This is a genomic window from Paenibacillus sp. MZ03-122A, assembly GCF_024213325.1.
GTDB classification, from domain to species: Bacteria; Bacillota; Bacilli; order Paenibacillales; family Paenibacillaceae; genus Paenibacillus; species Paenibacillus polymyxa_B.
Genome location: NZ_JANAVI010000023.1, coordinates 1 through 15,124, shown reverse-complemented (window position 1 = coordinate 15,124; position 15,124 = coordinate 1). Strand labels below are relative to the sequence as shown.

At 46.2% G+C, this 15,124-nt stretch carries 14 protein-coding genes and 1 pseudogene; 8 read left to right on the top strand and 7 right to left on the bottom strand.

The genetic code is table 11. From position 1 onward, the window contains the following. The first annotated feature begins 143 nt into the window (after positions 1-143). The gene (locus NLX74_RS24790) at positions 144-1,898 is read left to right on the top strand and encodes an ABC transporter ATP-binding protein (RefSeq protein ID WP_254330867.1); all 1,755 of its coding nucleotides are present in this window, start codon (positions 144-146) and stop codon (positions 1,896-1,898) included. After that, a complete protein-coding gene (locus tag NLX74_RS24785) occupies positions 1,895-3,634 on the top strand; it encodes an ABC transporter ATP-binding protein (protein ID WP_254330866.1) in 1,740 nt (579 codons plus the stop codon). Before NLX74_RS24790 ends, NLX74_RS24785 begins: the two co-directional genes overlap by 4 nt. 77 nt (positions 3,635-3,711) lie before the next feature. Here the strand turns inward: NLX74_RS24785 and NLX74_RS24780 are convergent, their stop codons facing one another. Both NLX74_RS24780 and speE read right to left on the bottom strand, forming a co-directional pair. After that, entirely contained in the window at positions 3,712-5,004 is a 1,293-nt protein-coding gene (locus tag NLX74_RS24780; protein WP_254330865.1) for an MFS transporter, read from the bottom strand. A 270-nt stretch (positions 5,005-5,274) separates the two neighbouring features. Continuing rightward, positions 5,275-6,102, bottom strand: a complete 828-nt coding sequence (gene speE, locus NLX74_RS24775; protein ID WP_053324352.1) for a polyamine aminopropyltransferase — start codon at positions 6,100-6,102, stop codon at positions 5,275-5,277. Positions 6,103-6,384: 282 nt separating this feature from the next. On the opposite strand from speE, the gene NLX74_RS24770 reads away from it, so the two are divergent. Next, on the top strand, positions 6,385-8,442 hold the full coding sequence (locus NLX74_RS24770) for a transglycosylase domain-containing protein (protein WP_254330864.1): 2,058 nt from the start codon (positions 6,385-6,387) through the stop codon (positions 8,440-8,442). Between the two features lie 143 nt (positions 8,443-8,585). Here the strand turns inward: NLX74_RS24770 and NLX74_RS24765 are convergent, their stop codons facing one another. Both NLX74_RS24765 and NLX74_RS24760 read right to left on the bottom strand, forming a co-directional pair. Beyond that, positions 8,586-9,050, bottom strand: a complete 465-nt coding sequence (locus NLX74_RS24765; RefSeq protein ID WP_254330863.1) for a transporter — start codon at positions 9,048-9,050, stop codon at positions 8,586-8,588. A gap of 135 nt (positions 9,051-9,185) precedes the next feature. Then, positions 9,186-10,235 (bottom strand): hypothetical protein, encoded by a 1,050-nt coding sequence (locus NLX74_RS24760; protein ID WP_367997064.1) that lies wholly within the window; start codon positions 10,233-10,235, stop codon positions 9,186-9,188. Positions 10,236-10,354: 119 nt separating this feature from the next. Here NLX74_RS24760 and NLX74_RS24755 point away from each other — a divergent pair, with 119 nt between their 5' ends. The 3 genes from NLX74_RS24755 (at position 10,355) to NLX74_RS24745 (ending at position 11,806) form a co-directional block, all read left to right on the top strand. Beyond that, a complete protein-coding gene (locus tag NLX74_RS24755; RefSeq protein WP_013308197.1) occupies positions 10,355-10,747 on the top strand; it encodes a VOC family protein in 393 nt (130 codons plus the stop codon). Positions 10,748-10,865: 118 nt separating this feature from the next. Continuing rightward, positions 10,866-11,678: a pentapeptide repeat-containing protein gene (locus NLX74_RS24750; protein WP_254330861.1), complete on the top strand. Its 813-nt coding sequence runs from the start codon at positions 10,866-10,868 to the stop codon at positions 11,676-11,678. 47 nt (positions 11,679-11,725) lie between these two features. Further along, on the top strand, positions 11,726-11,806 hold the full coding sequence (locus NLX74_RS24745) for a putative holin-like toxin (RefSeq protein WP_322175755.1): 81 nt from the start codon (positions 11,726-11,728) through the stop codon (positions 11,804-11,806). A 270-nt stretch (positions 11,807-12,076) separates the two neighbouring features. Here NLX74_RS24745 and NLX74_RS24740 read toward each other — a convergent pair whose 3' ends face one another. Together NLX74_RS24740 and NLX74_RS24735 are read right to left on the bottom strand one after the other, a co-directional pair. Then, positions 12,077-12,430, bottom strand: a complete 354-nt coding sequence (locus NLX74_RS24740) for a YunG family protein (protein ID WP_254330874.1) — start codon at positions 12,428-12,430, stop codon at positions 12,077-12,079. Between the two features lie 57 nt (positions 12,431-12,487). Next, a complete protein-coding gene (locus NLX74_RS24735; protein ID WP_254330860.1) occupies positions 12,488-13,033 on the bottom strand; it encodes a histidine phosphatase family protein in 546 nt (181 codons plus the stop codon). Positions 13,034-13,174: 141 nt separating this feature from the next. On the opposite strand from NLX74_RS24735, the gene NLX74_RS24730 reads away from it, so the two are divergent. Next, the gene (locus NLX74_RS24730; RefSeq protein ID WP_254330858.1) at positions 13,175-13,930 is read left to right on the top strand and encodes an MBL fold metallo-hydrolase; all 756 of its coding nucleotides are present in this window, start codon (positions 13,175-13,177) and stop codon (positions 13,928-13,930) included. Between the two features lie 91 nt (positions 13,931-14,021). Here the strand turns inward: NLX74_RS24730 and NLX74_RS24725 are convergent, their stop codons facing one another. Further along, positions 14,022-14,528, bottom strand: a complete 507-nt coding sequence (locus NLX74_RS24725) for a PTS sugar transporter subunit IIA (protein ID WP_235306879.1) — start codon at positions 14,526-14,528, stop codon at positions 14,022-14,024. Positions 14,529-14,895: 367 nt separating this feature from the next. On the opposite strand from NLX74_RS24725, the pseudogene NLX74_RS25965 reads away from it, so the two are divergent. Beyond that, positions 14,896-14,946: pseudogene (locus NLX74_RS25965) on the top strand (putative holin-like toxin); the annotation flags it as partial. Positions 14,947-15,124: the final 178 nt, after the last annotated feature.

Genomic DNA, 15,124 nt, shown 5'->3' with positions numbered 1-15,124 from the left:
CTCCGGTACTGATATATGTAAAACCTATACCTCTAATATATATTAAATATTATTCATATGGTTGGGGATATGCCATAATCAAACTCAGTTATGCTATTGCGGCATGAAGCTAGATACATTATTTAGGTTAGGTGATGGTTTAATTGCTGAAATTTGCTGTTTTTTTGAAACCCTATAAAAAGGAAACGATTCTTGGACCTCTGTTTAAACTAATTGAGGCCATCCTGGAACTATTGCTGCCTACGATGGTTGCTTTAATGATCAATCATGGTGTAGGTAAAGGAGACACCCATTATGTTTGGCAGATGGGTCTTTTGATGTTACTCATGACTATACTGGGCTTTGGCAGTTCATTAGTTTGTCAGTTTTACGCAGCTCGTGCCTCTCAAGGATTCGGAACTACGCTGCGCAATAGAATGTTTAAGCATATTTCTTCGTTTTCTTATGCTGATCTCGATAAATTCGGTACACCCTCGCTTATCAACCGGATTACGAATGATGTCAATCAGCTGCAAACAGCTGTAGCGATGTTGATTCGTTTGGTCATTCGCGCTCCTTTTATTTGTATCGGGGCGATTATCATGTCCATGATTCTGGACTTCCGCCTTGCTTTGGTGCTGTTGGCGGCTACACCGATTCTGGCTTTGATTCTGTATGTAGTCATTACGAAGGCTTCTCCCCTGTACCGGCTATACCAGAAAAAACTCGATAAAATCGCTCTGGTACTTAGCGAAAATCTTACAGGCGTACGGGTCATACGTGCATTTGCTAAAAGAGGAGCTGAACGAGGAAAGTTCAATGCCACCTCAGATGACCTGACCCAGACTGCTATTCGTGTCGGACGTATTTCTGCTTTGCTAAGCCCCGCCACCTTGTTGGTGGTGAACGGAGCTATTATTGCTATCCTGTGGATCGGCGGTATCCATATCCAATATGGATCTCTTACACAAGGGGAGATTATTGCCTTTATTAATTACATTACGCAAATTTTACTGGCTCTGATTGTGGTAACCAATTTAATTATTTTGTTCACCAAAGCTGCCACTTCAGCAGCGCGTATTCAGGAGGTCCTAGACACGCAAGCTTCGATTTCCGACACTGCTGCTACTTCTACATCTATAGACAGGGAGGGAGCAAGTGAGCATGGCGCTGTACCAGCCATCTCTTTTGATCATGTTTCCTTTAGATACAATAAGACAGGACAACTGGCACTGAGCGATATAGTGGTAAACATCTATCCCGGTGAAACGGTCGGCATCATCGGAGGAACAGGTTCTGGGAAATCCACCTTTGTGAATCTTATTCCCCGCTTCTATGATGCGGTAGAGGGTCGTGTGCAGGTTGATGGCATCGACGTTCGGCAATATAAGCTCGAGCAATTGCGGCAGAAAATCGGAATTGTCCCTCAGAAGGCACTGCTGTTCACTGGTACTATAGCGGATAATATCCGTTGGGGGCATGAACACGCCACCGATGAGGAAGTCGCTCAAGCAGCAGCAATCGCGCAAGCGGATGAGTTCATTTCCAACCTGCCGGAGAAATTCGATGCTCCGATCACCCGAGGGGGGCTTAATTTGTCAGGAGGACAAAAGCAGCGACTTACCATTGCCCGAGCTATTGTCGGCAATCCGCAAATCCTCATTTTGGATGACTCTTCAAGCGCACTCGATTTTGCAACCGACGCCGCCCTCCGTAAATCGCTACGGGAAAATAGCACCAGCATGACCGTCCTGTTGGTCTCGCAACGAGTAAGCAGCGTACAGCATGCTGATAAAATAATTGTGTTTGATGAGGGACGGATTGTTGGTATCGGCACACATGAACAGTTGATGAGCAGCTCAGATGTATATCAGGAAATTAATCATTCCCAGCTCTCAACGCAGGAGGTAGACCAATGAGTGGCAAGGAAACCTGGAGAAGATTGTTAACCTATGTGGGTCAATATAAAACAACAACATGTTGGGTCATCGTCAGTGCAGTTCTCAGCGTGCTTGCCAGTCTGATCGGACCCTACATGATTGGTCAGGCTATCGACCATATGGTGGATAAGGGAGTAGTAGATTTTAAAGGTATTGCGCAGATTCTAGCTGGATTAGGCATTGTATATGTTGTAGGCAGTCTATTTAGCTGGCTGCTCACGTATTTGACGAACCGTATTGCTTATCAGACCGTAAATGATATGCGGCGGGAGTTATTTGATCATTTTAATATCCTTCCATTAAGCTTTCATGACACTCATCCACAAGGAGACAGCATTAGCCGTTTTGTGAACGATATGGATGCTGTGTCGGATGGATTACTACAGGGCTTTTCCACATTGATTACCGGGATTATTACGATTATAGGCTCCATTGTACTCATGCTGTATATCAGTCCGATCATGACGTTGGTCGTATTGGTGTCTGCCCCGATCACATATGGCGTAGCACGGTTCATTACCACAAGATCGCAGCGTATGTTCCGCGAACAGGCCAAAATTTTAGGAAGCCTGAACGGTTATGTGGAAGAAATGATCGGCGGGCAACGGGTAGTTACCGCTTTTCATTATGAAAACCGCTCGCTCGAGGAATTTTCGGCCAGAAACGAACAATTGTATCAAGCCGGAGTGAAATCGCAGTTTTACGGATCACTGTCCAACCCCTCTACCCGATTGGTGAACAACATGACTTTTTCAGTCACCGCCATGATTGGCTGTATCTCCATTATTTTGGGTGGGATCTCGGTAGGCGGATTGTCGAGCTTTCTGATTTATACCAATTTGTTCGCCAAGCCTTTTAATGAAATTACGGGTGTGCTGACCCAGTTCCAGGCAGCTACGGCTTCTGCTCAGCGCATATTTGCTATTTTGGACTCACCGCCAGAGCAGCCCGAAAAATCGAACGCCGTACAGCTGGAGCACAGCAAAGGCACGATTCTTTTTGATCATGTCAAATTCTCCTATAACCCGGAACGTACGCTCATTACGAACTTTAGTTTGGAGGTAAAGCCAGGCACTCGTGTGGCCATTGTCGGGCAGACTGGAGCTGGCAAAACCACACTCGTCAATCTGCTCATGCGATTTTACGATGTAGACAGCGGCTCGATATCCATCGACGGGGTGAATATCAACGACATGAGCCGGGACAGCCTACGGACTAACTTTGGTATGGTGCTTCAAGATACATGGCTGTTCAGCGGGACCATTCGGGACAATATCGCTTACGGGAAGCCAGAGGCCACGGATGAAGAAGTCATCGCAGCTGCAACAGCTGCCAATGCGCATAGCTTCATCAAGCAACTGCCTCATGGCTACGATACGGTCATTAGCGGGTCAGGCGACAGCCTGTCGCAAGGCCAAAAACAGCTGCTCACCATCGCGAGGGTGATCCTCGTCGATCCACCTATGCTGATCCTGGATGAAGCCACCAGCAGCATAGATACCCTGACAGAAGCGCGTATCCAAAAAGCATTTATGAAAATGATTGCCGGACGCACCAGCTTTGTGATCGCCCACAGACTATCGACCATCCGCGAAGCGGATTTGATTTTATACATGAAAAACGGCGATGTCGTGGAAAGCGGTACCCATGAGGGACTGCTTGCCAGCGGCGGCCATTATGCCTCGCTCTATAACAGCCAGTTCACTACAGCCTAACACTGCGGGTTAAGGGGAAAAGTCGGTTGCTCTTATGCAATCGGCTTTTTTTGTTGTGACACAGGAAGAAACAAAGCTCAAATGCCTGCCCCCGTAGCGGTTGGATGATCCATTTGCTCACTTTCCTGAAAATCCCTGCGGTACAACCAGCCGATCAAGATAGCAATGGTCGTCATAATCGCAGCCAACAAATACACCTGCACCATACCGAAACGGTCTGCATACCAGCCCATGAATAACAAGGACAGACCGAAAGCGAGATTTGTAATCACATCAATTCCCGCCATCACTTTGGGCAGCTGAGCTGCCGGTGCACTGGTTTGCAGCAAAGTGCGGCGAATAATCCCTGCCATTTGAACAGGTAAGCCTGATACAGCAAAAAGAATAAGTGCAGCAACGGGGATTGTATTCAGCGCAAATACAATTGTAATCAGTACATACACCAGCAACGCTCCGAGCATGTACAAAAAGCTGTTCTTTTGCAAGCGCTTCACCAAACCGACGACAATCAATCCACCCAAAATTGTGCCCGAGAAAAAGGATGCATTCATAAAGCCCCACCAGCTTGCATCCCGATGCAGCACTTGGCTGACGTACGCCAAAATAAATACGCCGAGCCAGGAGACTCCCCCAATACTATCCACACTATCGACGATCATCAGAGAACGAATACGACGGTTATGCCAAATGATTTTCCAGCCTTCCCCAAGCTCTTTCCAATGGGAGTTTTTTTCCTTTCCCTTTGCAGGTTCTACTAGATTTGTTGAGGAATCCGAAGCTTCAAGACTTAATTCCTTCTGATCCAGCGGATCACGGATGAAGGACGTGACAGTTACAGCCACAAGATAACAACAGGATGCGATCACAAGCGTATTCAGGGAACCCAGCCAAGCCACAATAATTCCGCTCAACGCCCAGCCTGCACACTTGACCACCTGATCACTGACCGCTACCATGCCGTTGGCCCGCATTAGTCCTTCACCCGTAGCCAAACGGGGTACAAGCGCATTACGCGCGGGATTTGTCCAGCCATCCAGAAAAGACATACCAAACACCATCACAAAAATAAATAGAAACGACCTCTGCTCAGGTACGATCCACAAATAAAGCAGCAGCAGCGTAAAAATGACAAACTGCCCAAACTGGGAAAATAGCAACACGCGCGTTAGCTGAAATCGGCCAAGGACGATCGGTGCAACGAGCCCACTAAGTACTTGGGCAGACAATCGGAACAACGGAATTAAAATAGTCGTCATTAAGGAATTACTTGAACTGAACACCAATACCACTACACTCAACATGTAGATGATATCTGCTACGTTGGAGATTGTCTGAGACCCCCACAGGTAATAAAAAGAGCGTCTGATCAAAAAAGTTTCCCCCTCTTTGGTACATCGCCGATTTATGTATTTCCATAACCAAACCGTTCCTGTTGACATTACAAATCTGTTAAATGTCTGGTTTTTTGTATATTCTACGCACACCCTTAAATTTCCTTCTTTTATCTTAAAAGGAAATCCAGTGTCCAGTATGCTTTTATACCCTTTTTCAAATCTTATCCAACACAAAAAAAGCGCCTATAGCGCTCTTTCCCACCCAAAAACAGGCAATAAAGACCACTAAGGCGCTTTTTAAAATGTTTACTTCGTTAAATCTTCTACAAACTTAGGTAGTACAAACGCCGCTTTGTGTAGACGCGGACTGTAATATCGGGTGTCCATTTCTGGAATTCGGGTCTCGTCTACTTCGAGCGGATCATACTTCTTACTCCCCAACGTGAATGTCCAAAGACCACTCGGATAGGTCGGAATGTTCGCACCATACACACGCACAATCGGGAAAATTTCCTTCACATCTTTGTTGACTTTCTGAATCAGGTCTGCCTTGAACCAAGGGTTATCCGTTTGCGCAACAAAAATGCCATCTTCCTTCAACGCCTCAAAAATACCTTGGTAAAACCCGCGCTCGAACAGCGGGGCTGCCGGACCTACCGGCTCCGTCGAATCGACCATAATGACGTCGTATTCATTTTTGTGTTCAATAATGTGCATATATCCGTCATTGACTAGCACTTCTACATTAGGCTCGTCCAGCTTCCCTGCGATTTCAGGCAAATATTTTTTGGAATATTCAATCACCTTACCGTCGATCTCAACCAATACCGCCTTTTCTACCTCAGGGTGCTTGATGACCTCACGAATAACGCCGCCATCGCCACCGCCCACAACCAAAACTTTTTTCGGATTCGGATGTGTATTCAAGGCCGGATGTGCTACCATTTCGTGATACACAAATTCATCCTTAACCGTTGTCATCACCATGCCATCCAGAACAAGCATATTGCCGAATTCCTCTGTCTCGATCATAGCCAGATCCTGAAAATCTGTTTTCTCAGAGACATAGGTTTGTTTGATTTTTGCTGTAATGCCGAAAGAGGGAGTCTGCTTCTCCGTAAACCACAAGTCCATCATTCCAACCTTCTTTCTGATCAAAGTATGTGTCCGGCAATCCGTTAGCATAAACGTTGACTTTCCTTATATCAGCAACACGCAAACGCCGAGTTTGCTATATTTATTGTACCAAACGCATTGGAATTTCACACTTTTTGCATTATAAGTGATACCTGAATGGACTGCAAAAGCAATTTGGAGATTTAATCTTGTTTAAAATAGATACGTGTGTGTATCTGATGAATAGACGCTTTCGGATTGACTATACTGAGAACATCAACTATGGAAGGAGGTGGCATGATGACCGATACGACCGGGCGATCCCCCAAGCGTAAACCGCTTTGGCTTCGATGCTTTCAAGGACTGATGTCTCTCACTATTCTGACGGTCATCGCCGCCTGCATCCTGCTCGCCTATTTGTACACGACCAGCCTTCCGCTCGCGGATACGGATCGGAATTCACGTCTGCTAGATAGTCAGGGACAAGTCATCGCCACTTTCTCTGCTGGAGGCAAGGAATCCATTCCGGTCCAGCTTGATCACATTTCACCCGATTTGATTGCAGCTACCCTGGCTGTGGAAGATCGGAAGTTTTACGATCATTTTGGCTTTGATTTCAAAGGTCTGGGCCGGGCGGTAATCGTTAATCTGACCCGCTGGGATATGTCGCAAGGGGCCAGCACGCTGACTCAGCAGCTTGCACGTAATCTGTACTTATCTCATGAGAAAACGTGGACGCGCAAAGCCAAGGAGGCCATTTATACCGCACAGCTTGAAATGAAGTACACCAAGAATGAGCTGCTGCAAATGTATTTGAATGAAATTTACTATGGTCACGGCGCCTATGGCATTGAAGCAGCTTCGCAAATGTATTTCGGTAAATCCGCAAAGGATCTGGATTTGGCCGAAAGTGCCCTGTTGGCGGGTATTCCGAAAGGACCGACCTACTATTCACCGTATAATCATATGAAAAATGCAAAGGATCGGCAGAAAATTGTACTGGACTCCATGGCGCTCACTGGCAAGATTACTCCGGCTGAAGCCACCAAGGCCTATGAGGAAATGCTGGCCCTGCGGCCCGAGAGCCAGCGCCGGACAGTGGAAACCGCTCCCTGGTTCCGCGATTACGTTCGCCAGCTGGCGACTCATCAACTTGGGATTAGCGAAGGGGTGCTTGAGCATGGCGGACTGAGTATTTATACCACGCTGGACATGCACATGCAGCAGGCAGCCGAGGCGGCTGTAAACGAAGGCATGAAGAACAGCAACGGACTGGAAACCGCGTTAATCTCCATGGACCCGCGCAACGGACATGTCAAGGCCATGGTCGGCGGAACGAACTATGTCGGAAATCAATATAATCATGCGCTGGCCACAACCCGGCAGCCGGGCTCAGCCTTCAAGCCGATTATGTATCTGAGCGCGCTGGATTCCGGCGAATTGACGAGTACGTCCAAGTTCGAAAGCCGACCGACGTTGTTCCACTACGATAACAACCGCAAGACCTATAAGCCCAAAAATTTTGGAGACAAATACTTGGGCGAAATAGATCTTCGGCGCGCAATTGCGGCGTCCGATAATATTTATGCCGTTAGCACCATTTTGAAGGTGGGAACGGACAAGGTCATGGACCTCGCCAGCAAAATGGGCATTACAAGCGAGCTCAAGCCCGTACCTTCGCTGGCGCTGGGCGTGTCACCCGTCAGCCCGTTCGAGATGGCCTCGGCCTTCTCGGTCATCGGCAGCGGCGGGCAAAAGGTGGCTCCGGTGGCAGTGCTGCGCATTACCGATGCGGCCGGGCGGTCGCTGTACGAAGCGCCCCAAGCCGCGCCCGTGCAGGTGGTGAAGCCCGCCTCCGCCTATGTCCTCACACGCCTCATGGAAGGCGTGTTCGAAGAAGGCGGCACCGGCAACCGGGTCGCGAAGCTGATCAAGCGCCCGGTTGCCGGCAAGAGCGGCACGACCAACACCGATGCGTGGATGGTCGGCTTTACCCCCGAACTATCCACCGCTGTCTGGGTTGGCTATGACAAGGGCAAGGACATCAGCACACAGGATGCCCGAAGGGCGGCTCCAATTTTTGCGCAATATACGGAGAAAGCGCTGGAGAATGTGCCGCCCAAAATCTTTCCTATCCCCGACGGCGTAGTCAGCGCTTATATTGATCCGGCCAGCGGCAAACTGGCTGCACCGGACAGCCCGGATAAGCGGCTGGAGGTATTTGTCAGCGGCACGGAGCCGAAGGAGACGCTGTCGGGGCAAGATAACCCACCGGCATCAACACCAACTGACCAAGCGGAGCGACAAGCCGAAAAGAAATCATGGTGGGGCAATTTTAAACGTTGGTGGATGGAATAGCAAAAAAGACTGAGGGAACGCGATGAGCGCTCTCTCAGTCTTTTTATTTTCGCTTCACTTTACCTCATGTGCCCATTTACCTCTCTTGACAGTGCCATCAGCCATCATCCCGTTAAGCCCCGCTCTTCCCTAAAGCTGCGCTATTACCAATAACAGCTAAACGACTCAATACGGTTAGTGTCTACACCATAATAAAACCAAAAACGTCCACTCCACCGAAAACCCGCTACGGATGTCCTGCCTACAAAGACAGGGTACATCCAGAAACGCTCTCCGTTCGTCAGCCATACAAACGTGTTGCGGAACAAACAACCAAAGATGGCTCCAGGGTCAACCGCATACGCCGAAACCAGCGGCTTGGGTGGCGTAAATTGCGGTGGTGGGGAAGTTGGTGCTTGAGTTTGCTGCCCACCTTGCGGACCGAATGGCCCCTGCGGCGGCGGTGAGAACGGCTGTGGCGAAAAAGGCCCTGGGCCTGGTGGCGGACCTATCGGAGATGGGAACGAATCCTGCATATCAGGAAATTGTGAAATCGAAGGACCTGACGGCGTGAATGGACCCGGAGTACCCGGTTGCGTTCCGAAAGGAACTTGTGGCAGTAAAGACATGTGTTTCACTCCTTGTGTTCTAGGCTGATGTATCCTATGCGGGACATCAGCCCGCGGACTGGGCGAATCCCCATATCGCCGCCAAACTCCGCCATTTCGTCCTTTTACATCAAAAATTCTTATTTCCTGATACGATTAACTCCCTTTCTGAACATGCTCCAGCTCAATTTCATGCACCATTTTAATCTCGATTCGTTTCCTTAGCTCATAATACCGTTCCAGTAGTCGGTGCTCAACCCCCAACTGTTCATTCATCCAGCCTATAATAGAGTCATCGTGATGTTCGTTAGACCAGCTAAACAAATCGCTATATAGCTGACCAAATGATTCCTCATTGCTGCGAGCGAACCGGATCGGTCGGGCTGTATAGCTTAGCTTTAGTTCCAACATCTCATGTAGCACGTCCAAACGGTATTCCAATGTCTGTACATCTTTTTTGGATGTATCGTAGCTTTTTATATCCTGAACAAGCTCCCTAAAGGTTAGTCCTACATGCTGCATAGCAAAATAAGACCACACACAACTGCCTGTAGCCGTTCCATGAGCCTCCCAAAACGGATTCCACAGGATAGATCGGATCGTCTCCTTCTGCCCTTCTCCAAACAATGCGATTCCAGCAATAATTCCTGCATTACAGTCTACGGAAGCATGTTGCTCTCCCCAATGTACCAATCGCGGAATCATATCTTCAGTCGTGCATTTGAAGCTTAACAGAGGTAAGAATTCATTAAACAAATTCTGATCCAGCGCTTTTTCCAATTCAGCCGCCAGTTTCTCACGATACATTTCGCATGGAAGATGTACCAGTCCCAAACAGGCATCCACAGACACAGCTCCATACGGTCCGTTCACCAAAGCGACGAGATCAGCAGCAACCTCCACATAACCCAAATAACCTAGCGCATACAGCACACCGTCAGGTATATGTTCTGGGGATGCCTGATTTCGGACGTAACGCTCGTACATATCCTGCGCCAAAGTAACATCCCCGCATCTCATGATCGGCTGAAGGAGCAACCCCCGGATATAATGATGGGGATCTTCTACAAAAAGCCTATATAACTCCCACGCATCCTCCACTGTCCCATATTGGGCAACCACATCCGTATAGGCAGAAATGATGCTGGCATCCAGCTTCTTAGCTGAGCCGAACATATCCATAAGTCTTGCTGTCGCGTCCATTATCCTGTCTTTCTCCTTTCACGTGTGTACGTCTTCATGAAGCACTTCTCTAATGCTGAATATTTCTATTAAAAAAGAGGAAAGATGTTATCATCTACGATACAATCTAGGGAGTTGATCTCATGCATGATTCCAGTCCAAAAATCACAACATTTTTCATGTTCTCCGGTCAAGCAGAAGAAGCCATGCAATATTATACCTCTGTATTTAAGCCGTCTGGTATCATGAGCATTTTTCATCAGGAAGATGGGACCGTGTTACATGCCGTATTCAACCTCAAAGGGCAGACTTTTATGGCTATAGACTATAACCATCAGGACAAACACCCTTTTACCCCAGCTCTATCGCTATTCGTCACTTGTGATTCGGAAGAAGAAATCCATAGCGTGTTTGACCAGCTATCTCAGGAAGGCCGAGTTCTAATGCCCCTTGAAGCCTCTCCCGTAAGCCAACAATTTGGGTGGGTTGAAGATAAATACGGAGTCTCATGGCAATTGAACCTGGCAAAAGACTAAATTTCTTCTCTAAACGATCCAGCAGACTCTAGAAGTCTACGAAAAAACAATAGACCATGCTCCATCTTTTTTTGGTAATATTATATTTAATAGGTGCCAGTAAAAGGATGTGTGTTTATTGTATAGTGCAAATTGTGAACAATGTTTTGGTTTATGCTGTGTAGCCTTGCCTTATGCAAAATCAGCTGATTTTGCTTTTAATAAGGATGGAGGAACCCCTTGTCAAAACCTAAATGCGGATTATCGTTGTGATATTCATAAGAATCTAAGAAACAACGGCTTGCGAGGCTGTACGGTATATGATTGCTTTGGAGCAGGTCAAAAAGTTTCCCAAGTTACATACAAGGGAAAAAGCTGGCGAGACGATCCGGCAATAGCTGAGGAAATGTTCAATATATTTCCCATCATGCAACAGCTTCATGAAATGCTTTATTACCTCAATGAAGCCCTTAACTTAAAAGAAACTCAACCCATCTATACAGACTTACAAAAAGCTATGGCGAAAACCGAGCAGCTTACGGATCAAGATCCAAAATCCCTCATAAATCTTCATGTACCAACCCATAGGGCGTTAGTCAATGATTTACTTTTACAAACAAGTGAGTTAGTACGAGAAAAAGGTAAGAAAAACGTGGAGCACAATAAATATAGTAAAAAAATCAGGAGTAGAGACCTTATCGGGGCCAATTTGAGAGGCGCTAATCTTAGAGGTACCAACCTGAGAGGGGTTTTAATGATTGCTGCTGATCTGCGAGAGGCTGATCTGAGAATGACAGACTTGATCGGTACGGATTTTAGAGATGCTGATTTAAGTGGGGCTAATCTGGAAGGAAGTATCTTTCTTACACAGGCGCAATTAAATTCGGCTAAGGGCAATTGTAAAACCAAACTGCCCCCTTCTCTAAGCATTCCCGGTCATTGGCTGCATTAGAGTTTATTTTATAGTACTCTCCAAGAAAATACGTAATTAAGTAATTAATATCTCAAGACGCAATCTCCTTGATGATCATGTTCGGCATGTTCATTCTGGCATTGCTTACCTACATGAAAAAGAAATAGACCGCCCCGATCCAGGGTAACGGTCTATTGTTGGACCCTACTGCCGACTGCTCTTTAAGCAGTGGTTGTATACTGGAGTCGTGTTAGCGCACGACTCCTTTACTATTCTTACCTCAGTATAGCCCATTTTATAACGTAAATACAGCTTTTATCTTCAAGAATTTTACTGATTACTCAGCTCTTTAATGTATATTGGGCAACAAAAAGTACCTTCCATTGGATCAGGTTCAAAAATCACGTCTTTATGACTGCATCCAGATTTAAATCCCCTTATTCTTCTTCGTTTAGAAATTCCTTTAATCTCCGACTTAAGGCTGCATACTGCTCTGCATTGGTGTCCGAAAAAGCCTCCTCCCGGTTGGAGTATACATCCTGATATTGTGGAGAGATTGAAAATTGCGACCTCGTAAAATCTATAATGTCCTCACCAATACGGTTGTAATAATGCCAGCCACTATCCAGCCATGTCCTCAAAATATCGCCGCCAAGCCTGTCCTGAACGACAAGCGTTGTGACACCACATTGTCCAGCCGCAGGATTATTTGCTGTCCATTTAGAACTAGACTCCAAAGACCAAGCTTGAAACAACGCCTTTTCTAATTCTAAAAAACGGTTTGCATTCAACATGCGCCTCCCCTTTCGATTCCATTCTGCACTTATGGTGAACGTGCTTTATTCATTTCAACCCGTATTCCACACTCTGTGAATCTTGGCTTCTGCTTCTTTCAGCTCTAGCAAATACACGTCGGGATTCGAAATCTTTTTCCAGTCCTCAAACCCAAACTGCGGATCGTAATGTCGAATGAGAAGAGATAGTAAAGCTCCATGAGTTACAATGATAACCGTTTTTTCCGCCCGCTCTATAAGCTCCTGAACAAGCTGGATTCCTCGATCTACTGCTTCACGGGATGATTCCCCTCCCTCCAGCTTCAAGTCCTCGTCCAAATAGGTCTGTTCCAGCACGTCCAGCCAATGGTCCAAATGCTCATGGCTAAGTACCCGTTCTTGAAGACGTACATCAGTATACACCTGCAACTGTTTCCGTTCAGCCAAGGGCTGAATGGTTCGCACGGCCCGTTTCCACGGGCTGGACACAATATATTCCACACCTACATTCTCCATAAAATCAACTAACAACTCAGCTTGTCGGGTACCCTCATCGGTAAGTCGGGCATCTGGTTCCTGTCCTGTTGCTTGGGCATGTCTGACAAAATAAATTTTCTTCACGTCATCACTCCTAACTGTCACACAAATTTAAAATTCTATGTATTTACAAATAATTATTTTTGTGATATAATATATGTTTACATATTTATATTTCATGATACGATTCCTTGGTATTACATCAACTCTTATGGGAGGGATTCGATGCAATTAGACAAGGGAATACACATGCTCCAGGTTTCTGCTAACATTATGGGAAGTATAGAGAGTATTCACCCCACTTTAATGTGGGACGAAGATAACATGATTTTAGTTGATACGGCTTACCCCGGGCAACTCTCACTTTTGCATGAGGCTATTCTAGGCACCGGATTAACAATCCATAAACTTACCTTCATATTAATAACACACCAAGATCTTGATCATATCGGCAGTTTAGCAGATATAATCCGGGCTTCTTCATCCCCAGTTCAAGTATTAGCCAGTTCTATCGAAAAGCCTTATATACAGGGAGAACAACAGCTTATAAAGCTGACTCCAGAAGCAATAGATCAAGCTGTAAGCGCCATGCCCGAATCCGTTCCGGTAGAGTGGAGACACGCATTCCGGCGTACACTTGAAAATCCCCCAAAGGCTATTGTAAACTCCACCATCGTTGCCGGAGAGGAATTACCCTTCTGTGGGGGGATCGTAGTTATAGATACTGCTGGACATACACCAGGACACCTAAGTTTCTATCATAAATCCAGTCAAACCCTGATTGCAGGAGATGCTCTACGCGTGGTAAGCGGCAAATTATTGGCTCCAGACCCGCAATACTGCTGTGATTTCAATATGGCCAAAGAATCTCTTAAAAACCTGCTGCCATATGATATTAAAAAAGTGATCTGCTTTCATGGAGGGCTGTACGGAGGCAATTGTAATCAGCGGATATCTGAAATATGTGAACCTAGCTTTTGATCACATGGTCATACCCGATCCTTGACCAGTCAGTGAATCATCTAAAGAAAAGACTAACCAGGAATTACTGGCTAGTCTTTTCTGAATGAGACTAGGCTTTTAAGTGAACTCTTAATACGGGTACCTCTGAAGAGGCGGATGTACCTTCCAAGATTTCCACATGACTGATCATCTCTTGCCCGTCTGGAACGATTACCGGCGTAATTACAGGCAAGCCACCCTGTTGAATCGCGTCTAGATCAAACTCCATCAGTAATTGCCCTGCTTTAATGTTATCTCCTGTTTGAACGTGAGGGTTAAACCCTTGTCCTTTGAGGGAAACTGTATTAATCCCGACATGTATCAAAATTTGTACACCGGATTCATGCTCAATGATTAGAGCATGCTTACTTTTCTCCATCACGTGGACCACTTTACCCGCGAAAGGAGCAGTCACTTTACCTTCAGTCGGATGAATAGCGATACCTTCCCCCATAGCCTTCGTGGAGAACGCAGGATCTGGAACCTCTTCAAGGGAAACCACTTTTCCCTTGATTGGTGCTACCATGTCAAATTGTTCAATACGAGGAGCCGCCTTCTTTTTCAACCATTTAAACATAACGATGCCACCTTATTTAGAGATTACATTCATAAACAGTGAATGAGACTTAGCTACACATTTCAAGGAACCGGTTCCACAGAATAAATAAAAAGAAAAGTGGAAGCGATTTCTATCTGAATTATAGTGAATGCCTGTTCAGGATGTCAAGGCGCTGCCGTCGTAAAATAACCCGGCTAAGATAATGTCTATCTTAGTCGGGTCATTTGTTACCACAATTACGCATTTAAGCATTTTCAATCTTAAAAGCGATTGTTTTATGATATACTTTGCCAGTACAACATACGGCTAAAAGGGCGGTCGGCTAGTCTCCCCGAAGGGAAGTGATGCCCATGGAGGTTAAAGACGCGATTTCCTTGATGATCAGGGGTTTGGCATGTTTATTCTGGCATTGCTTACCTACGTGAAAAAGAAATAGACCGCTCTGACTAAGGAATACGGTCTATATCCAGGTAACACAAAGCTTAAATAGAGGATCTAATTTGGTTGCTTCTCATAGGAAAAAAGCAGCCCACAGATTGAAGTGACCCCTTAAAGTTAGACAACTATTTTTATGCAACCAGTTGGGCATGAGCTCGGTATTGTACCGGGCTCAT